Annotated in this window: 17 protein-coding genes; 8 read left to right on the forward strand and 9 right to left on the reverse strand. The window is 67.8% G+C overall.

Going from position 1 to position 17,963, the window contains the following annotated elements; genetic code table 11:
* Positions 1-84: 84 nt before the first annotated feature.
* Positions 85-288 carry a heavy-metal-associated domain-containing protein gene (locus tag C666_RS15400; protein ID WP_004342681.1) on the reverse strand — a complete coding sequence of 68 codons (204 nt, stop codon included), beginning with the start codon at positions 286-288 and terminating at the stop codon, positions 85-87.
* A gap of 202 nt (positions 289-490) precedes the next feature.
* On the opposite strand from C666_RS15400, the gene C666_RS15405 reads away from it, so the two are divergent.
* Positions 491-3,052: an EAL domain-containing protein gene (locus tag C666_RS15405; protein ID WP_028791886.1), complete on the forward strand. Its 2,562-nt coding sequence runs from the start codon at positions 491-493 to the stop codon at positions 3,050-3,052.
* A 23-nt stretch (positions 3,053-3,075) separates the two neighbouring features.
* Here C666_RS15405 and C666_RS15410 read toward each other — a convergent pair whose 3' ends face one another.
* The 6 genes from C666_RS15410 to lysM form a co-directional block, all read right to left on the reverse strand.
* Positions 3,076-3,873 carry an EcsC family protein gene (locus C666_RS15410; RefSeq protein ID WP_004342686.1) on the reverse strand — a complete coding sequence of 266 codons (798 nt, stop codon included), beginning with the start codon at positions 3,871-3,873 and terminating at the stop codon, positions 3,076-3,078.
* Positions 3,874-3,955: 82 nt separating this feature from the next.
* Positions 3,956-4,624: a DsbA family oxidoreductase gene (locus C666_RS15415; protein ID WP_004342688.1), complete on the reverse strand. Its 669-nt coding sequence runs from the start codon at positions 4,622-4,624 to the stop codon at positions 3,956-3,958.
* 55 nt (positions 4,625-4,679) lie between these two features.
* Positions 4,680-6,089 (reverse strand): prephenate-dependent tRNA uridine(34) hydroxylase TrhP, encoded by a 1,410-nt coding sequence (trhP, locus tag C666_RS15420; protein WP_004342690.1) that lies wholly within the window; start codon positions 6,087-6,089, stop codon positions 4,680-4,682.
* Between the two features lie 112 nt (positions 6,090-6,201).
* On the reverse strand, positions 6,202-7,566 hold the full coding sequence (locus tag C666_RS15425; protein ID WP_004342692.1) for a TIGR03862 family flavoprotein: 1,365 nt from the start codon (positions 7,564-7,566) through the stop codon (positions 6,202-6,204).
* Positions 7,567-7,607: 41 nt separating this feature from the next.
* Positions 7,608-8,036 carry an acyl-CoA thioesterase gene (locus tag C666_RS15430; RefSeq protein WP_004342695.1) on the reverse strand — a complete coding sequence of 143 codons (429 nt, stop codon included), beginning with the start codon at positions 8,034-8,036 and terminating at the stop codon, positions 7,608-7,610.
* Positions 8,037-8,136: 100 nt separating this feature from the next.
* Complete coding sequence (lysM, locus tag C666_RS15435; protein WP_004342696.1) at positions 8,137-8,619, reverse strand: peptidoglycan-binding protein LysM; 483 nt, start codon at positions 8,617-8,619, stop codon at positions 8,137-8,139.
* A 159-nt stretch (positions 8,620-8,778) separates the two neighbouring features.
* Here lysM and C666_RS15440 point away from each other — a divergent pair, with 159 nt between their 5' ends.
* Positions 8,779-9,264: an OmpA family protein gene (locus C666_RS15440; RefSeq protein ID WP_004342698.1), complete on the forward strand. Its 486-nt coding sequence runs from the start codon at positions 8,779-8,781 to the stop codon at positions 9,262-9,264.
* A 7-nt stretch (positions 9,265-9,271) separates the two neighbouring features.
* Here C666_RS15440 and C666_RS20595 read toward each other — a convergent pair whose 3' ends face one another.
* Positions 9,272-9,580 (reverse strand): hypothetical protein, encoded by a 309-nt coding sequence (locus C666_RS20595; RefSeq protein ID WP_154666099.1) that lies wholly within the window; start codon positions 9,578-9,580, stop codon positions 9,272-9,274.
* Here C666_RS20595 and gdhA point away from each other — a divergent pair.
* The 3 genes from gdhA (at position 9,579) to C666_RS15455 (ending at position 14,073) form a co-directional block, all read left to right on the forward strand.
* Positions 9,579-10,922, forward strand: a complete 1,344-nt coding sequence (gdhA, locus tag C666_RS15445; RefSeq protein WP_004342699.1) for an NADP-specific glutamate dehydrogenase — start codon at positions 9,579-9,581, stop codon at positions 10,920-10,922. The two genes, C666_RS20595 and gdhA, sit on opposite strands and share 2 nt — an antisense overlap.
* A gap of 157 nt (positions 10,923-11,079) precedes the next feature.
* Positions 11,080-11,721 (forward strand): MBL fold metallo-hydrolase, encoded by a 642-nt coding sequence (locus tag C666_RS15450; RefSeq protein ID WP_004342700.1) that lies wholly within the window; start codon positions 11,080-11,082, stop codon positions 11,719-11,721.
* Positions 11,722-11,823: 102 nt separating this feature from the next.
* A complete protein-coding gene (locus tag C666_RS15455) occupies positions 11,824-14,073 on the forward strand; it encodes a hypothetical protein (RefSeq protein WP_004342701.1) in 2,250 nt (749 codons plus the stop codon).
* 34 nt (positions 14,074-14,107) lie between these two features.
* On the opposite strand, the gene C666_RS15460 is transcribed toward C666_RS15455, so the two are convergent.
* Positions 14,108-14,728, reverse strand: coding sequence for a trimeric intracellular cation channel family protein (locus C666_RS15460; protein WP_004342702.1), 621 nt, complete (start codon positions 14,726-14,728; stop codon positions 14,108-14,110).
* Between the two features lie 203 nt (positions 14,729-14,931).
* On the opposite strand from C666_RS15460, the gene C666_RS15465 reads away from it, so the two are divergent.
* The 3 genes from C666_RS15465 to C666_RS15475 all read left to right on the forward strand — a co-directional run bounded on the left by C666_RS15465 (position 14,932) and on the right by C666_RS15475 (position 17,902).
* On the forward strand, positions 14,932-15,906 hold the full coding sequence (locus C666_RS15465) for an NAD(P)H-dependent flavin oxidoreductase (protein ID WP_004342703.1): 975 nt from the start codon (positions 14,932-14,934) through the stop codon (positions 15,904-15,906).
* 47 nt (positions 15,907-15,953) lie between these two features.
* On the forward strand, positions 15,954-16,817 hold the full coding sequence (locus C666_RS15470) for a branched-chain amino acid ABC transporter permease (protein ID WP_004342704.1): 864 nt from the start codon (positions 15,954-15,956) through the stop codon (positions 16,815-16,817).
* 161 nt (positions 16,818-16,978) lie between these two features.
* Entirely contained in the window at positions 16,979-17,902 is a 924-nt protein-coding gene (locus C666_RS15475; protein WP_004342706.1) for a branched-chain amino acid ABC transporter permease, read from the forward strand.
* Positions 17,903-17,963 lie beyond the last annotated feature (61 nt).

A 17,963-nucleotide genomic window follows, 5' to 3' on the forward strand; every position in this document is an offset into this window, starting at 1 on the left:
TACGCAAAACAACCCAGCCAAACACCACTGCCCTGCAGCCGCAACCCGCACGGCTGCAGACCAGAAAAACATGCAACGCGGGCTTCAGCGCGCGCTGAAGCCCGCATCTTCGATTGCCTGGTAAATATCGGCCGAGGAAACGAAATGACCGTGCTCGATGTGTGCTTCACCGCTCTCGAGCGAAATCTCGAGATAGCCGATGCCCGGGAGATCCTGGATAGCGTTGGTGACCAGACGCAAGCAGTGCTCATCGCGCATGCCGGTGATCGTCAGGGTGGTTGTCTGCATGGAGTGCGCTCCTGAATGGTTGTGCGGGCTGTGCCGGCCGGCAAGCAAGGTCCTGGAGAGGCCGATGCTTGCTGAGGACGAAAAAAATAGTACGGTGTTGCAAAGTAGGCTGCATGGTACAGATGTCAGTGTAAGAATTAGGGCCGCATGCCGCCTCCGTGGGCGATGCGTTCCGCCTTTCAGCCCAATCTGTGCCCAATTCATGACGTCTCCCCTTGAAGATTCCCTTAGCGGCGTGCTCGACGAACGCTTTCATCTGGCGCCCTCGGATGCCTTGCGGGTCGGGACGATCGCGCATGGCGACCTGCTCGAATGCGCACCTGCCTTGCCGTTGTCCGAAGCGGCACGGCTGATGAGCGAGCGCCGCGTCAGTTCAATCCTCGTCGTAGATGGGGAGGCCGTCGTCGGTATCTGGACCGAACGGGATGCGCTTGCGATAGATTTTGGCGATCGCGCAGTCTTTTCGCAGCCGATCTCCTCGGTCATGAGCGCTCCGGTGCGCACTGTGCCGGCATCGATGAGCCTGCACGAACTGACCCAGCGATTTCGTGAGGAGTGTGTGCGCCACTATCTGGTCATGGACGAGGCCGGCCAGCGTTGCGGGATCGTGTCCTTGTCGGACGTAGTGCTCAACCAAGGGCTGGAGCACTATCTCAAGTTGCGCAAGGTTGACTCCCTGATCAAAGGGGGGCTGCATGTGTTGCCTTCGGATGCTTCCCTTACGGAGGCGACTCGCCTCATGCGCGAAGCGGCTCTGGATGCCGTCGTGGTGGATTTCGGAACAGGAATGGAGGCCGATGCGCGGGGGCGCTACGGGATCGTGACCGAGCGGGACGTCATGCGCCTGGTGGCCCGGCGGGAGACGGGGCGATCTGTCGGTGCGATCGCCAGCCGGCCGCTGATGACGGTGTCCGAGCATGTCAGCCTGTATCGTGTGCGCGGCATGATGACCGAGCGCCGAATCCGCCACATCGGTGTCGTGCGTAGCGATGGCGAGCTTGCAGATGTAATCAGTTTCAGCGACATCCTGAGCGGAATGGAACTCGCCTACGTACACGAGTTGCAGCAGGCCTTGCGCGAGTCCGATCTGGCGCTGAGCTGTTCCCAGCGCAATCTTTACCTGGCGGAGCAAGTCATCGAGAGTTCGCTCGAAGGCATCATGGTGACCGATGCGCGGGGCAGGATCATCTCGGTCAATCCGGCCTTCAGCCGCCTTACAGGCTATGCCGCGGAGGAGGTCGTCGGCCGCAGCCCCTCGCTCCTGTCCTCGGGCCGGCAAAGCTCGGCTTTCTATGCCCGTATGTGGGAATGCCTGCAGACCGAGGGCAAGTGGCAAGGCGAATTGTGGAATCGCCGCAAATCGGGCGAGATCTACCCCGAGCTCCTGCACATCACCGCGATCAGGGATGTCGCAGGCCAGCTCACCCACTATGCGGCGCTCTTCACCGATATCAGCCGGCTGAAGGAGACCGAGGCGCGGATCCGCGATCTGGCATATTACGACCCGCTCACCGGCCTGCCCAACCGCCGCCTGCTGGAGGATCGCCTGTTGGTCGAGCTGTCGCACGCGGCGCGCATGGGCAGCCGGCTGGCGGTGATGTTCGTCGATCTCGACCGTTTCAAGCGCATCAACGACAGCCTGGGCCACGAGGTCGGCGACCGTGTGCTGGTGGAGGTCGCCCGCCGCATTCGCGCCTGCCTGCGGGAGGACGACACGGTGGCGCGCATGGGCGGGGACGAGTTCGTCGTCATCCTCGGCAATCTTGCGCAGCCCGACGATGCCGTGGCGACGGCGCGCCGCATCGTGGCGGCGCTGCGCCGCCCGGTCGTCACCGATGGCCGCGAGCTCGTGGTGACGACCAGCATCGGCATCAGCATCTATCCGGATGATTCGATGGAGTCGGCCACGCTGATCAAGAATGCAGACGTGGCCATGTACCGCGCCAAGGAACAGGGGCGGAACAGTTTCCAGCTCTACCAGCCGGCGATGAATGCGCGCAGCCTGGAGCATCTGGCGCTAGAAACCGCACTGCATGGTGCCGTGCAGAGGGATGAATTGCTGTTGCATTTTCAACCCCTGGTTCGCGCGGAGAGCGGAGAGCTGGCTGCTGCCGAGGCTTTGCTGCGCTGGCAGCATCCCGAGCTGGGGCTGGTCTCGCCGGCGGATTTCATCCCATTGGCCGAGGAAACCGGCCTGATCGTACCGATCGGCGAGTGGGTATTGCGCCACGCCTGTACCCGGCATCGCAGCTGGTGCGATGCCGGCCGCGTGCCGCTGCGCATGATGGTGAACATTTCCGCGCGGCAGTTCCGCCAGGAAACCTTCGTCGACATGGTCCGGCGGGTATTGGTGGAGACTGGGATGGAGCCTGCGCTGCTGACGCTGGAGCTGACCGAGAGCATGCTGATGGAAGACACCGAGGCCTCGGTGGTCCGCATGCAGCAGCTGCGCGAGCTGGGGGTGAGCCTTGCGCTCGACGACTTCGGGACGGGCTATTCGTCTCTTGCGTACTTGAAAGGTTTTCCGATCGATGAACTGAAGATCGATCGCCTGTTCGTGCGCGGCATCGACCGCAACCCACGCGATGCGGCGCTGGTATCGGCCATCGTATCGCTCGGCCACAGCCTGGGGCTGCGCGTGGTTGCCGAAGGCGTCGAGACCCGCGCCCATCTCGACGTCCTGCGCCGGCATGGCTGCGACCTGGCGCAAGGCTTTCACTTCAGCCAGCCTCTACCCTGGCAATCCTTCCTCACCACCTACTGAGCGAGGTGGCCGTGCGGCCGGGGTCAGGAGCGTGCGTCCAGCGCCTGCCAGGCGGCCTGCACGGCCTCTGCCCCGTAGCGCCGTTCCAGCCGGCGCACCGTGAAATGCCCGCGGCTGACATCCTGGAAATGGTTCATGAACATCAGGTTGATGCCGGCGCCGGCGGCGGCGCCGATACCGGGTACCAGCATGCCGGCAGCCTTCTGCGTCAACTGCACCTTGTAGCGCGCGGCCACCATCGTGATCAGTCGCACCAGTGCTGGAGCGCCTTCGCTCGTCAAACCCTTTTCGGCCAGATGGCGTGCCGCCTCGCCCACCGTGGTCGCCAGTGCCGCGCGTACGGCGTAGTAGCCGGATTCCGCGGCATCGTCGCTACGGCTGTTGCCGCCGAGGGCGAACACCTCCAGCGCCGCCAGCCGCGCCCGGGCATTGCCGATGTCCTCGCCTTCGGCACGGGCGATATCGAGAATGGCACGCATGATGAGGACCGTCGATAGCGGGATTTCCACGGCCAGACCGGCCAGGCCGAAGGCGCCGCCCGCGCCGCCGCTGACCGAGCCGAGCAGTTTGTGCAGGCGGGGCGATGCATCGCGGGCTTCGGGTTGCAGTGTCCTGGCTGCTGTTTCCAGTGCCTTCAGCAAGGCATCGTGTGCAATCGCGCCGACGCGGTCGCGCCAGCTCGCGGGCAGATAGGCCATGCCTTTCTCGAGCGGGCTGCCGACGAGGCTGCTCAGGCGCGCGGTCAGGCTTGGCCGGTCGAGCAGCGTGCGCGCACGGGCAAGGTCGTCGAGATCGGCAGGGGAAAGCGATGGCGTGCTCATGCTGCGGGCGTGATGGTGTGCGTGTCCTTGCAGCGTCAGACGCCGGGCGGCGGCATGCGTTCCGCCGCCCGGGGCGGAAGGCTCACGACGGCTTGCCGTTCTCGAGCGACTGCAGGATCGCCGCGCCCAGTACTGCTGCCGACTGCGCGCCCGACACCGCCAGCTTGCGGTTCAGGATGAAGAAAGGGACGCCCTCTATGCCCTGGCTGCGCACGCCTTCGGCCATTCTCCTCACCTTGTCGATGTCTTCGCGCCCGTCGAGCCATTCGCGCACCGCATCGCGGCGTTCGCCGCACGCCGCGGCGATGTCGGCCAGCGTGTCCTTGTCGCCGATGTCGCGGCCTTCCTGGAAATGGGCCGTGAACAGCGCGTCGGCCAGCATCTGGATGTGCGCCGGCGTCTGGCCGATGGATTGCGCGCGGTACATCAGGCGGTGTGCCTGCAGCGTGTTGGGGCGGGTCCGGATGCGCTCGAAAGCGTAGTTCAGGCCATCTTCCGCCGCGGCGTCGCGCACCTTGTCGAGTACGGCATCGGCCTTGATCGGGCCGCCGAACTTGGCTTCGAGGAACGCGCGGTAGGGCTCGCCCGCCTCCGGCGTGTCGGGATTGAGGAAGAACGGGAGCCAGTTCACCCGGATATCGAGATCGGGGCGTGCCGCCCTGAGCTCCTCGATGGCGCGATCGAGCCGGAACTTGCCCAGGAAGCACCAGGGACAGACGAAGTCGGAAACGAGGTCGATGTTCAGGATCATGGTATGGAGTGGGTTATCGGGCTGACGGGTAGTGTCGCCGATCCATAGCGCCGGATCAGAGAAAGCGTGCGATAAAGCAGGGCTGGGCGGGGTCGGCGCCTTCCGGCAGCGGCAGCCATACGCGCCGGCCGCTGCCCGGAATGCGCGTCACCGTGCCGCCGTCGGCGGCCAGGATGCGGTCGAGCCGCAACGCCCGGTTTCCATCCGGCTGCACGAACTCCAGCCGGTCGCCGACACCGAAGCCGTTCTTGACCTCGACTTCCGCGAGCGCGCGTGCGGCATCGTAACCGACCACCTCGCCAACCAGCAGGCTGCGGCCGGATTCGGAGTGGCCGCGCAGGTAGTTCTGGTGTTCCGGCGTGTGATGGCGCTGGTAGAAACCGTCGGTATAGCCGCGGCTGGCGAGGCCTTCGAGTTCCCCGAGCAGGCGGGGATCGAAGGGCCGGCCGGCGAGCGCATCGTCGATTGCGCGGCGATAGCCCTGGCTGGCGCGGGCGACGTAGTAAGGGCTCTTGGTGCGGCCCTCGATCTTCAGCGAATCGACGCCGATCTCCACCAGGCGCTGTACGTGCTCGATTGCGCGCAAGTCCTTCGAGTTGAGGATGTAGGTGCCGTGCTCGTCCTCCTCGATCGGCATCAATTCTCCGGGGCGGGTGCCCTCCTCCAGCAGCCAGACCTTGCTGCCGCCGAGGTGGCGCGGCCCGCCGCCGAGGGCGATGCCCTGCGCGGTGTCGGACCGGCTGCGCGTGGCGGTGCCGACCGCGCCCGCATCCTTCGGGCTGCCGATCGGCGTGCCGCCATCGGCCTGCACGTCGCCGGCCGCGTTCTCGCCGGCGGCATGGAGCTTGTAGTCCCAGCGGCAGGAATTGGTGCAACTGCCCTGGTTGGGGTCGCGGTGATTGAAGTAGCCCGACAGCAGGCAGCGGCCCGAGTAGGCGATGCACAGTGCGCCATGCACGAAGACTTCCAGCTCCATGTCCGGACAGGCGTCGCGGATCTCCGCGACTTCGCCGAGCGACAGCTCGCGCGACAGGATGATGCGCTTGATGCCGACCGACTGCCAGAAGCGTACCGAGGCATGGTTGGTGGTGTTGGCCTGTACCGACAGGTGGATGTCCACCTCCGGCCAGCGCTCGCGCACCAACATCATCAGGCCGGGGTCGGCCATGATCAGTGCATCGGGCTTCATCTCCATCACCGGTGCCATGTCGTTTTCGAAGCTGCGGATCTTGGCGTTGTGCGGGTAGATGTTGGCGACCAGGTAGAACAGCTTGCCCGCCGCGCGTGCCTCGGCCATGCCGGCGGCGAGGGTGTCGAGCTGGCCGAAGCTGTTGTTGCGCACGCGCAGCGAATAGCGCGGCTGGCCGGCGTAGACCGCGTCCGCCCCATACGCGAAGGCAGTGCGCATCATGTCGAGCGTGCCGGCGGGGGCGAGCAGTTCGGGGCGGCGGGGGAAGGGGGGCATGTGCTTGAATCTTGGGGCGTTCGGCGAGGACGGGATTGTAAGCGCTAATCCTGGCGGAGCAGGCGCGGATCCTTGGCCAGGCGCCTGACGTGGGCGGCGGAGTTGCTCGTCGTCAGGATGAGGCGCCGGCCGGCTCTTGCGCCACCCAGGCGGCCAGGCCGCGGCCCGCCGCCCTGCCGCTGGCGAAGCAGGCCGTCAACAGGTAGCCGCCGGTCGGTGCTTCCCAGTCGAGCATCTCGCCGGCGACGAAGACGCCCGGGCGGGCGCGCAGCATCAGCCGGTCGTCCAATGCCTCGAAACGGACGCCGCCGGCGCTGCTGATGGCTTCGTCCAGCGGGCGGGGCGCCACCAGCGTCAACGGCAGCGCTTTGATGCCGGCCGCGAGCAGGTTGGAATCATCGAAGGCACCCGGTGGCAGGCACTCGTGCAGCAGCGCGGCCTTGACGCCCTTGATGCCGGCCTGGCCCTGCAGATGGCTGGCCATGGAGCGGCTGCCACGTGGCCGGGAGAGTTCGGCGGCGAGGCGCTGCTGGCTGCGGCCCGGTGCCAGGTCCAGCGCCAGCACGGCGCCGCCTTGCGCCGAGATCGTGTCACGCAAGGCGGCGGACAGGGCGTAGATCAGCCCGCCCTCGATGCCGCTTGCGGATACGAGACATTCTCCGGCGCGTTCGTGGAGCAGGCCGGCTGCATCGGTGAAGCGGGCGAGCACCGATTTCAGCGGCTGGCCGCGGAAGCGCTCCAGGAAGTACGGGCTCCAGCCGGCCTCGGCGCCGCGGGCGACGTCGAAACCGCAGTTCGCGGGCCGCAAGTCCGCGACGTCGACCCCGGCGCCACGCAGCAAGGGTATCCAGCCGCCGTCCGAGCCGAGTTTCGCCCAGCTTCCGCCGCCCAGGGCGAGCAGCACCGCATCGGCCTCGACGAGGCGTTCGCCGCCGATGGTGGCGAAGCGCAGGCGCTGGACGGAAGCGCCGAGGCCGGGCGCCGCCAGGCGCGGGGCCGTGGAGCGGGGCGGCTCGGTGTTTTCTCCGGTCGCCCAGCCCAGCCAGCGGTGCCGCATCTCGAAGCGCACGCCGGCCGCGCGCAGCCGTGCCAGCCAGGCACGCAGCAAGGGGGCCGCCTTCATCTCTTTCGGGAACACACGGCCCGAGGTGCCGACGAAGGTCTCCACGCCCAGGCCGTGGGCCCAGTCCTGCAGTGCCTGGGGGCTGAAGTTGCGGATCATCGGTTCGAGGACGTCGCGCCGGGCGCCGTAGCGCGGCAGGAAGGCGTCGAGCGCTTCGCCGTGGGTTAGATTGAGTCCGCCGCGCCCGGCGAGCAGGAACTTGCGTCCGACCGAGGGCATGGCATCGAAGACCGTCACGGCCATGCCCTCGGCTGCAAGCGTTTCCGCCGCCATCAGGCCGGCCGGGCCGCCGCCGACGACGGCCACCCGGGCGTGCCCGGGGCGCGGGTAGGCGAGTGGCGGAGACTGCGTCATGGCGGGAGCGGGTTGTTTGCGCGCCGGGTGTCGCGGCTGCTTCAGGCAGGCGCGAAGTGGCGGCGGAACCCTTCCGGCACGGGGCCTTTGCGGCGCTGGCCGTAATCGAAGAAGACGATGCCGGTCTTGCCGCGCGCGACTTCCCTGGCGCTGCGCTCTTCCGTGATGCGCCAGACGAGGTCGCAGCCGAATTCATGGAAATCCGTGGCGCTCATCTCGATCGCCATCGTCTCGCCATGAAAGGCTTCCGAACGGTATTGCAGCGCGGCATCGGCGACGATGACCCCTAGCCCTTCCACATCCATTTCGGTGAAGCCCATGGATTGCATGAAACGCACGCGGGCCTCCGAAACCAGGCCGAGCAACTGGGCGTTGTCCAGGTGCCCCGCATTGTTGATGTGCGTGATCAGCAGCGGGATCGAGGTGCGGAAGGTGAACGTGCCGGGCAGTTCGATGCGGATGCGGGCCATGGTGGGACTCTGGGCGTGATGCGGTCGTAAACGTGAAATGGCCCGGGCGCAGGGTCCGGGCCACGGCGATGCAACGCGGCCTGGTGGCCGCCGATCGATATCAGGCCTGCGGCGGAATGCGCAGTACCTGGCCCGGGTAGATCTTGTCAGGATGCGAAAGCATCGGCTTGTTTGCCTCGAAAATGGCCGGGTACTTGTTGGCGTTGCCGTAGAACTTCTTGGCAATCGCCGACAGCGTGTCGCCGCGCACCACGGTGTGGAATTGCGCTTCCGGCTCGCTGCGAGCCACGCTCAGGCGGTCCTCGACCTTGGCCACGCCGGCGACGTTGCCCGCGGCGAGCAGGATCTTCTCGCGCGTCGCCTGGTCGGGAGCGGTGCCCGATACGGTGACGACCGAGTTGGCGCTGTCGAACTCGATGGCCAGGTCGGCCGGCGCGAGCTGGAGCGCGCTGATGTAGTTGTGGATCGCGGATGCGGCCTTGGCGCTGGCCGCTGCCGCGTCGGGTGCCGCTTCGGCCGCCTTGGCTTCACCGCTGCCGAAGAGTTTTTCGCCGGCTTCCTTTACGAAATCGAAGAATCCCATGTGTGTCTCTCCTGATTGATCGCTTGGCAAGGCCTTCAGCATAGACGATTCTCGAGGCCGCGGTCCATTTTGCAGAAGGCTGATGCGGAGTGTGCGATGGCGTTCAGGTAGAATCGCGCCAATTCCCTTCCTTTCATTTCCATCAGGAGAGTGCAGCACATGTTCGATCAGGAAGACAGCGAACTGGGCGTCGTCATGGGCGTGGTGTTCGGCATCATCGCGCTGGTCATCGCCTTCGTCATCGGCCTTGGCGTGTATCAACTGCGTTCCGGGCAAACATCGGCACCGGTTGCCGTGGTCGAGGACATCTTCGTAGACGTGGTCGAGGTCGGCGAGCCCCTCGTGAAGATCTACTTCGATCTCGGCCAGACGGCCTTGCCGTCGGCGGCTCCCGAGCAGATCGCAACCGTGGTCGCGGCGCTGGAAGCCGCTCCGGCGGCGAACGTGCTGCTGTCGGGCTATCACGACGAGACGGGCGGCGCGACGGTCAACGCCGAGGTCGCGAAGCAGCGCGCGCTGTCGGTGCGTGACGCGCTGATCGCCGCCGGCGTGCCGCAGGCCCGCGTGGCGATGCGCCGTCCGGCCGTCACCCTGGGCGGCGACGATGCGACCGAGGCGCGCCGCGTCGAGGTGCGTGTGCAGTAAGCGGCTTTCAGGCCGCTTCCAAGGAGCCGGGCTTGCCCGGCTTTTTTTTGCCGTCGGGCCATCCCAAGGCAAAAAGCTCCTCCGGGGACGGCGACGCGTGCCGCGGTGGGGCGCGTTCTTGCGCCCCGGGCTGGTGCGCATGCACCCGCAGGGTGCAATTGCGATGCGTTCCGGGTTTTTGGCGGCGCGGTCCGCAAAAACACGCACCGTTCGGGTGAGATTGATGCACAATATCGGTGATACACGCGACCGCCTCGGGTAAAACCGAGGCGGTCGCGTGCGCATGTCCATCCACTAACAGGCCAAGCATCATCATGAAATATCAGTCTCTCGAGGAGTTCCTGGCTTACGTTGAGCAACGCAACCCCGGCCAACCCGAATATCTGCAGGCGGTCAGCGAGGTCATGGAGAGCCTCTGGCCCTTCATCTCCGCCAATAAACGCTACGCCGAGCACGCACTCCTCGACCGTCTGATCGAACCCGAACGCGTGATCATGTTCCGCGTGTCCTGGGTGGACGACAAGGGCGACGTCCAGGTCAATCGCGGCTACCGCATCCAGCACAGTTCCGCCATCGGCCCCTACAAGGGCGGCCTGCGTTTCCACCCCTCGGTCAACCTGTCGATCCTGAAATTCCTCGCCTTCGAGCAGACTTTCAAGAACGCGCTGACCACGCTGCCCATGGGCGGCGGCAAGGGCGGTTCCGACTTCGACCCGAAGGGCCGCAGCCCGGGTGAGGTGATGCGTTTCTGCCAGGCCTTCATGAGCGAACTGTATCGCCACGTGGGCCCCGACACCGACGTGCCGGCCGGCGACATCGGCGTGGGCGGCCGCGAGGTCGGCTACATGGCGGGCATGATGAAGAAGCTGTCGAACAACGCCGCCTGCGTATTCACCGGCAAGGGCCTGACCTTCGGCGGCTCGCTGATCCGCCCGGAATCGACCGGCTACGGCACCGTCTATTTTGCCAACGCGATGCTGGAACACGCTGGCCGCGACATCAAGGGCATGCGCGTTTCGGTGTCCGGCTCGGGCAATGTCGCCCAGTACGCCATCGAGAAGCTGCTCGAACTGGGCGCCAAGCCGATCACCTGCTCGGATTCGAGCGGCACCGTGATCGACGAGGAAGGCTTCACCCATGAGAAGCTTGCGATCCTCATGGAGATCAAGAACCACCTCTACGGCCGCGTATCCGACTACGCCGAGCGCGTGGGCGCCCGCTTCGAGCCCAACGTGCGCCCCTGGCACGTGCCGGTCGACGTCGCCCTGCCGTGCGCGACGCAGAACGAACTCGATGCCAACGATGCCGCCACGCTGGTCAAGAACGGCGTGGTCGCGGTCGCCGAAGGCGCCAACATGCCGAGCACCGCCGAAGCCGTGAAGATCTTCGAGAGCAATGGCGTGCTGTACGCGCCGGGCAAGGCCTCGAACGCGGGCGGCGTGGCCACGTCCGGCCTCGAAATGAGCCAGAACGCGATGCGCATCTCGTGGACCCGCGAAGAAGTCGATGCCCGCCTGAAGGAAATCATGCTCGGCATCCACGCCGCCTGCCTCAAGTACGGCAAGCGCGAGGATGGCAGCGTGAGCTACGCCGACGGCGCCAACGTCGCCGGCTTCGTCAAGGTCGCAGAGGCCATGCTGGCCCAGGGCGTGATCTGACCGTTTCCGGAGACGTGGCTTGAGGCGCCCAGGCGCCTGTACGCCGCTGCAACCCGCCTGCCGCGCTTCGTGCCGGCCGGCGGGTTTTTCGTTCACCGGCCCATCTGGCGCGATCGGTTAAACTGCCGCCGATTTCAAGCTTTCAGGAGCCGCCTCCATGGTCCAGGCCAGCATCGTCCCGGTCACGCCTTTCCAGCAAAACTGCAGCATCCTGTGGTGCGAGCGCACACAGAAGGCTGCGGTGGTGGATCCCGGCGGCGACATCGAGCGCATCCTCGCCGCGGTGAAAAAGCTGGGCGTGACGGTGGAGAAGATCCTCATCACCCATGGGCACATCGACCATGCGGGCGCCGCCGCGCAGCTCGCGCGCGAACTCGGCGTGCCGATCGAGGGCCCGCAGGAAGAAGACCGCTTCTGGATCGAAGGCATGCCGCAGCAGAGCCGGATGTTCGGCTTTCCGGACGTCGAGACCTTCGAACCCGACCGCTGGCTGCACGATGGCGATACCGTCAGCGTGGGCGACGAACATTTCAAGGTCATCCATGCGCCGGGCCACACGCCGGGCCACGTCGTGTTCGTGCACGAGGGCGCGCGCCTCGCCATCGTCGGCGACGTGCTGTTCGCCGGCTCCATCGGCCGTACCGACTTCCCGCGCGGCGACCATCAGACCCTGATCCGCTCGATCCGCGACAAGCTGTTTCCGCTCGGTGACGACATCACCTTCATTCCGGGGCATGGCCCTACCTCCACTTTCGGCGAGGAGCGCGAGAGCAATCCTTTCGTCGGCGCGTATGGCTGAGGCTGCCACGGGGCCGGATGCTTGTCCGGCCACCCGATCCAGCGCAGTATTCCGACGGTTCACGCAGGACGTACAGGTCCAGAATCAAGACAGGGGTTTCAGATGAGCAATCAAGAAAACGACAAAGGCTACCAGTGGCGCTTCTTCCGCTCGGGCGGCTTCGACCAGGTGCTGATCGAGAGTGCGGACGACCTGCGCCACCTCGGCGAGCTCGACCAGAAGCTGTGGTCCGTCCTGGCCTGCCCGACCTCGGGGCTGGAATTCGACTCCCGCACGCTGCAACTGCTGGACACCGATGGTGACGGCTGCATCCGTGCGCCGGAGGTGATCGGCGCCGCGAACTGGCTGTGCGCCGTGCTCAAGGCGCCCGAAGTGCTGTTCCGCCCGGGTGACGGCCTGCCGCTGGAGGCGATCGCGGGAGAGCAGCCGGAAGGGGAAAAGCTGCTGGCAACCGCCAGGAAGGTGCTGGCCTATGTCGGCAGGCCGGACGGTGACACCCTCGAAGTCGCGGATTTCGCCGATCCGTCGCGCCTCTTCGCCCCTGCCCATCCCAACGGCGACGGCATCGTGCCCGCCGAGTTCGCCGCGGACGAACGGCTTGCCGAGACGGTCGCTCTCGTCATCGAGCACTTTGGTTCGGTGGAGGACCGCAGCGGCCAGCCCGGCATCGATCTCGACAGGGTGACGGCCTTCTTCGCCGCCGTGCAGGAAGCCGTCGCCTGGCACGACCAGGCCGCGGCCAGCCCGGACAGCCTGCTGCCCCTGGGCGAGGGGACGGCCGACGCGGCGGCGGCCTTCGACGCCGTGCGCGACAAGGTCGAGGATTTCTTCACCCGCTGCCGCCTCGCCGCTTTCGACGGCCGCGCCGCCGATGCGCTGAATCCGGCCGACACGACCTATGCCGAACTGGCAATGCAGGCCCTGGGCACCGATACCGCAGGCGTGGCAGCCCTGCCGCTGGCCCAGGTTCGCGCCGGGCGCGCCCTGCCTCTGGAGGACGGGCTCAATCCGGCCTGGCAGGACCGCATCGGCGCCTTGCGCGACACCGTGGTGAAGCCCGTGCTGGGCGAGCGCCGCGAGTTGTCGCATGCCGAATGGCAGGATATCTCGGTGCGTTTCGACGCTTATCGGGCCTGGCTCGCCGCCCGGCCCGCGGCTTCGGTCGCAGCGCTCGATGCCGGCGACCTGCGCGGGCTGCTCGCGGGGACGGCGCAGGCCGACCTGACGGCCCTGATCGAACGCGACCTCGCCGCCGAAACCGCCGCCGCCCAGGTCGATGCGCTCGAACGGCTGGTGCGCTACAAGCGCGATTTCGTCACGCTGCTGTGCAACTTCGTCACCCTCAGTGATTTCTACAGCTCCGGCAACAAGGCCATTTTTCAGGCCGGCACGCTTTACCTGGATCAGCGCAGCTGCGAACTCTGCCTGCGCGTGCCGGACCTCGGCCGCCATGTCGCTCTCGCCCCCCTGTCCGGCACCTATCTGGTGTATTGCGAATGCGTGCGCCAGGGCGAGGCGCCGATGACGATCGTCGCCGCGATGACCGGCGGCGACGCCGACGAGATGATGGTGCCCGGCCGCAATGGCGTGTTCTATGATCGCCAAGGGCGTGACTGGAACGCCGCCGTGATCCAGGTGATCGAGGCGCCGATCAGTGTGCGCCAGGCCTTCTGGTCGCCTTACAAGCGCATCGGCCGCATGATCGGCGACCAGATCCAGAAGTTCGCCGCGTCCCGCGACAAGGCCGTCGAGGACAAGGCCGCCGCCGGCGTCGCCGATGCCGGCGCCAAGGCCGAGGCACCGGCTCCGGCCGCCACCCCGGCCTTCGACATCGCCAAGTTCGCCGGTATCTTCGCCGCCATCGGCCTGGCGCTCGGCGCATTGGGCACCGCGCTGGCGGCGGTGGTCACCGGCTTCCTGTCACTGCCGGGCTGGCAGATGCCGCTCGTCGTTGTCGGCATCGTGCTGCTGATCTCGGGGCCGTCGATGCTGCTGGCCTGGCTCAGGCTGCGCCAGCGCAACCTCGGCCCGTTGCTCGACGCCAATGGCTGGGCGGTCAACACCCGCGCGCGGATCAACATCCCCTTCGGCGGCGCATTGACCAGCGTGGCGACGCTGCCTGCCGGTGCATCGCGCACGATGGCCGACCCCTATGCCGAAAAGGAAACGCCGTGGGGCACCTGGCTGTTCCTGCTGGCCGTGGTGGTGACGGCGATCGTGCTGTGGCGCCAAGGTGTGTACGACAGCTTCTTCTCCGCGCCGCAGCCTGAAGGCGCTGCGCCAGTGGCGGAAGAACGCGTGGCCACGCCCGCCGAGGAGGCGCCGGCCGCGCCAGCAGCCGCCAGCAATTGAACGAAGGCAGGCCTGGGGCGGCGCTGCGCCGCTCTCAGGCCCGTGCGCGGAACACCGGCAGGCGCCAGCGGAAGCGGATGGCGCACAGCCGCAGCAGCAGCGTCGTCGTTCCCCCTGCCAGCGCTGCCCAGCCGGGGCTGGCGCCATAGGCCATCAAGCCCAGCAGCAATAGCGCACCCAGCCACGAGGCGGTCGCGTACAACTCGCCGTTGAACACCAGCGGCACTTCATTGCACAGCACGTCGCGCACGATGCCGCCGAACACGCCGGTGACCACGCCCATCAGGCTCGCCACCAGCCACGGCGCACCCATCGCCAGCGCGGCCTGGGTGCCGGATACGGTGAACAGCGCCAGCCCGATCGCGTCGGGCAGCAGGAACAGGCGTGCCGGCAGCCGCACGCGGCGCACCAGCACGAAGGTCGCCAGTCCGGCCATCATGGCCGAGATCAGGTAGCTCTGATCGGCGATCCAGAACACCGTACGGTCCAGCAGCACGTCGCGCAGCGAGCCACCGCCGAGTGACGCCGCCAGCGCCACGACGACGATGCCGAACAGGTCGAAGGGCTTGCGTCCGGCGTCGAGCACGCCCGCCGCCGCCTGTGCGGCAACCCCGGCGATGCCGATGCCGTAGAGGATGGATTCGATGCCTTGCATGCGGCGAGAGCATAGCATCGGGCCGGGGCCGGCGTGAGAGGGCCACGGCGCCGCGACCCAGGCCCCCGCCGGGGCGGGCGGCGTTTGGAGTGCGAGGTTTCAAACGATTGTTTGAAACCGCCCGGCGCGGTGCTACAGTCCGCTTTCCGGCAGGCGCCCGGCAGAAGGCGTCCACAACCAGACCGACCAAAGGAGAACCGCAGATGAGCCTTCCCGCCAGCCTTCATGGCCGTTTCAGCGTGCCGGCGATTGCCGCGCCGATGTTCCTGGTGTCCGGCCCCGAGCTGGTCGTCGAGACCTGCAAGGCCGGCGTCGCCGGTACCTTCCCGGCGATGAACGCGCGCCCCGCCGCACAGCTCGACGAGTGGCTGGAACGCATCGATGCCGAACTGTCCGTTTTCCGCGCGGCCAATCCCTCGGCGCCCTGCGCGCCGCACGGAGTCAATCTCATCCTGCACGCATCGAATGCGCGGCTGCGGGAAGATCTCGGCATCCTCGTCCGGCACCGCGTGCCGATCGTCATCACCAGCCTCGGCAACCCCGCCGAAGTGGCCGAGGCCGTGCACGGCTATGGCGGCCTCGTCCTGTCGGACGTCGTGCATGCCTACCACGCGCGCAAGGCGATCGCGGCCGGCGTGGATGGCATCATCGCCGTGGCGGGCGGCGCGGGCGGCCATGCCGGCGGACAGAGCCCGATCAGCCTGGTGCGCGAGATCCGTGAATTCTGGGATGGCCTGCTGGTGGCGGCCGGGGCGATCTCGGATGGCGCGGCGATCCGCGCGGTCGAGGTATTGGGCGCGAACCTCGCCTACATGGGCACGCGCTTCATCGCCACGCGCGAGGCCATGGCGCCGCCGGAATACAAGCAGATGGTGGTCGATTGCGCGCCGGCCGACATCGTCTACACCGACGCCATTTCCGGCACCAACGCCAACTTCATGTGGCCCAGCCTGGAGCGCGCCGGCTATCGCCGCGAGGAACTCGCCGCCGGCTTCGGCAAGGGCAGGCTGCATGATCTCTCCGAGGAGGCCAAGGCCTGGCGCGACGTGTGGAGCGCGGGCCATGGGGTCGCGACGATCCACGACGTGCCCGCCGCCGCGGAACTGGTGGCGCGCCTCGCCGAGGAGTATCGCGCCGCCTGCGCCATGCCGCCGAGCGCCACGCTGGCGAAGGCCTGAAGGCGGCCGGGCGCCGCAGGGGGGCGGATCGGCTATGCTTCGCCCCCATGCTTGCCTTTCTCCAGGTCCTGTCCAGCGGCGTCGCCATCGGCTGTGTGTACGGTCTGGTGGCGCTGTCCTTCGTGCTGGTCTTCAAGGCCACCCAGACCGTCAGCTTCATGCAGGGCGACCTGTTGATGCTGGGCGGTTTCGCCGGTCTCGCGCTGCACTTGGCCGCCGGCTGGCCGCTGGCGCTGGCGGCGGCGGGCGCGGTGGCGGCGGTGGCACTGCTCGGGGCGGGGCTCGAACGCGTCGCATTGCGGCGCGCGATCGGTCAGCCGCAGCTCGTCGCGGTGCTGCTCACCTTCGGCCTCGGCATGATGATGCGCGGCGGTGTGGCCTCGGTGCCGGCCGCGGCGCAAGAGATGTACCGGCTGCCGTTCGCGGCCGACACCATCGCCTTCGGTTCGCTCGTCCTGGCGGCCAGCCATCTCTGGGTGGTATGCGCCACCATCGTGCTGATGCTGCTGCTCGCCGCCTTCTTCCGCTGTACGCGTGCCGGCCTGGCCTTGCGTGCGTGCTCGGAGGATGCGCGCGTCGCTGCGCTGATGGGCGTGCCGGTGGCACGCATGCATACGCTGGCATGGGCGCTGGGCGCCGGCCTGGCGGCGCTGGCCGGGCTGCTGCTGGCGCCGGTCACCTTCGTGCATCTCAACATGGGCTTCGTCGCGCTCAAGGCTTTTCCCGCCGCGGTGCTCGGCGGTCTCACCAGCCTGCCGGGGGCGCTGGCGGGCGGCATCTTCCTCGGCGTGGCCGAAGCGCTGGCGGGCCTGGTGCTGCCCGAAGGGGCGAAGGACGTGGTGCCCTACGTGCTGTTGATGGCGGCGCTGCTGCTGTTTCCGCACGGCCTCGCCGGCGGGCGGGCGCGATGAGCAAGGCCGCGCCGGAGGCGCCGGCCGGGGTCGTACGCCCCCGTTCCGCCGGCACGCCCGCGACGGGCGCTGGGGAAGACTCCGCGCCGGCAAGCGAGGAATTCCGGCAGGCCCGCCCCGAACGGCCGTGCGCAAGGAAGGCCTGGCCGGAAGGCCCGCGCATGCTCCTCGCCTGGGGCGCGCTGCTGGTGTTCGCCCTCGTCTGGCTGGGCGCCGATTTCGCTTTCGGGCAAGCGACGCTGGTCGCGACCTACGCGATCGCCGGCCTCGGGGTCGTCGTCATCGTCGGCCAGGCGGGGCAGATCGTGCTCGGCCAGGGGGCTTTCGTCGCGCTCGGTGCCTATGCCCAGGCCCTGTTGGTGCAGGCGGGCATGGCGCCGCTGGCGGCATTGCCGTTCGCCATCCTGGCCGGCGCTTCGGGCGGCGCGCTGGCCAGCCTGCCGGCAGGCCGGCTCGGTGGCCTGTATTTCGGCATGAGCACGCTGGCCTTCGCGCTGATCGTGGAAGAGGCGCTGGTGCGCTGGGAATCGCTGACCCATGGTGCGGCAGGCTTGGTCTTGCCTGCTTTCGGTGTCGCCGGGTCGACCGCCGATACGCCTGCGGCGCAGGCCGCGCTCAGTATTGCCGCATTGCTGGCGGTACTGGCCTTGTGCGCGCGCTTGCTGCGTTCGCGCCTCGGCCGTGCATGGCGCGCGGTGCGCGAGGATGAAGCGGCCGCCGCAGCCTGCGGCATCGCGCCGGGTACGGCCAAGCTGCGTGCCTTCGCCGTCGGCGGCGGGCTGTCGGGGCTGGCGGGCGGCTTGTACGCGCACTGGATCGGTTTCATCAGCCCCGAGCAGTTCGGGTTGATGTTTTCGTTCGAGTTGCTGATGCTGGCTTTCATCGGCGGCGCGCGCCATTTGTCGGGCGCGGCATGGGGGGCGCTGGTGGTGGTTGCGATTCCGCAACTGATCGCGGTGCTGCGCGACGCGCTGCCCGGCGACTGGGCGCGCTCCGCCGGGTTGGAGCTGGTGTTGTTCGGCGCCGTGGTGGTGGGCGTGGTGCTGCTGCGGCCGCAGGGGCTGGCAGGGGGCGGGCGGGGTTGATGCCGCGCGCGTGGCCGGCCGATCAGGCCGCGGGCGGCGTCACTGCCTGCGGCGGGCGGCG

This window comes from Thauera linaloolentis 47Lol = DSM 12138, from assembly GCF_000310205.1.
Taxonomy (GTDB): domain Bacteria; phylum Pseudomonadota; class Gammaproteobacteria; order Burkholderiales; family Rhodocyclaceae; genus Thauera; species Thauera linaloolentis.

Bases quoted from the DNA above. Each gene is read 5' to 3' on its own strand.
- C666_RS15400 (WP_004342681.1), bottom strand. From the start codon at position 288: ATGCAGACAACCACCCTGACGATCACCGGCATGCGCGATGAGCACTGC.
- C666_RS15405 (WP_028791886.1), top strand. From the start codon at position 491: ATGACGTCTCCCCTTGAAGATTCCCTTAGCGGCGTGCTCGACGAACGC.
- C666_RS15410 (WP_004342686.1), bottom strand. From the start codon at position 3,873: ATGAGCACGCCATCGCTTTCCCCTGCCGATCTCGACGACCTTGCCCGT.
- C666_RS15415 (WP_004342688.1), bottom strand. From the start codon at position 4,624: ATGATCCTGAACATCGACCTCGTTTCCGACTTCGTCTGTCCCTGGTGC.
- trhP (WP_004342690.1), bottom strand. From the start codon at position 6,089: ATGCCCCCCTTCCCCCGCCGCCCCGAACTGCTCGCCCCCGCCGGCACG.
- C666_RS15425 (WP_004342692.1), bottom strand. From the start codon at position 7,566: ATGACGCAGTCTCCGCCACTCGCCTACCCGCGCCCCGGGCACGCCCGG.
- C666_RS15430 (WP_004342695.1), bottom strand. From the start codon at position 8,036: ATGGCCCGCATCCGCATCGAACTGCCCGGCACGTTCACCTTCCGCACC.
- lysM (WP_004342696.1), bottom strand. From the start codon at position 8,619: ATGGGATTCTTCGATTTCGTAAAGGAAGCCGGCGAAAAACTCTTCGGC.
- C666_RS15440 (WP_004342698.1), top strand. From the start codon at position 8,779: ATGTTCGATCAGGAAGACAGCGAACTGGGCGTCGTCATGGGCGTGGTG.
- gdhA (WP_004342699.1), top strand. From the start codon at position 9,579: ATGAAATATCAGTCTCTCGAGGAGTTCCTGGCTTACGTTGAGCAACGC.
- C666_RS20595 (WP_154666099.1), bottom strand. From the start codon at position 9,580: ATGATGATGCTTGGCCTGTTAGTGGATGGACATGCGCACGCGACCGCC.
- C666_RS15450 (WP_004342700.1), top strand. From the start codon at position 11,080: ATGGTCCAGGCCAGCATCGTCCCGGTCACGCCTTTCCAGCAAAACTGC.
- C666_RS15455 (WP_004342701.1), top strand. From the start codon at position 11,824: ATGAGCAATCAAGAAAACGACAAAGGCTACCAGTGGCGCTTCTTCCGC.
- C666_RS15460 (WP_004342702.1), bottom strand. From the start codon at position 14,728: ATGCAAGGCATCGAATCCATCCTCTACGGCATCGGCATCGCCGGGGTT.
- C666_RS15465 (WP_004342703.1), top strand. From the start codon at position 14,932: ATGAGCCTTCCCGCCAGCCTTCATGGCCGTTTCAGCGTGCCGGCGATT.
- C666_RS15470 (WP_004342704.1), top strand. From the start codon at position 15,954: ATGCTTGCCTTTCTCCAGGTCCTGTCCAGCGGCGTCGCCATCGGCTGT.
- C666_RS15475 (WP_004342706.1), top strand. From the start codon at position 16,979: ATGCTCCTCGCCTGGGGCGCGCTGCTGGTGTTCGCCCTCGTCTGGCTG.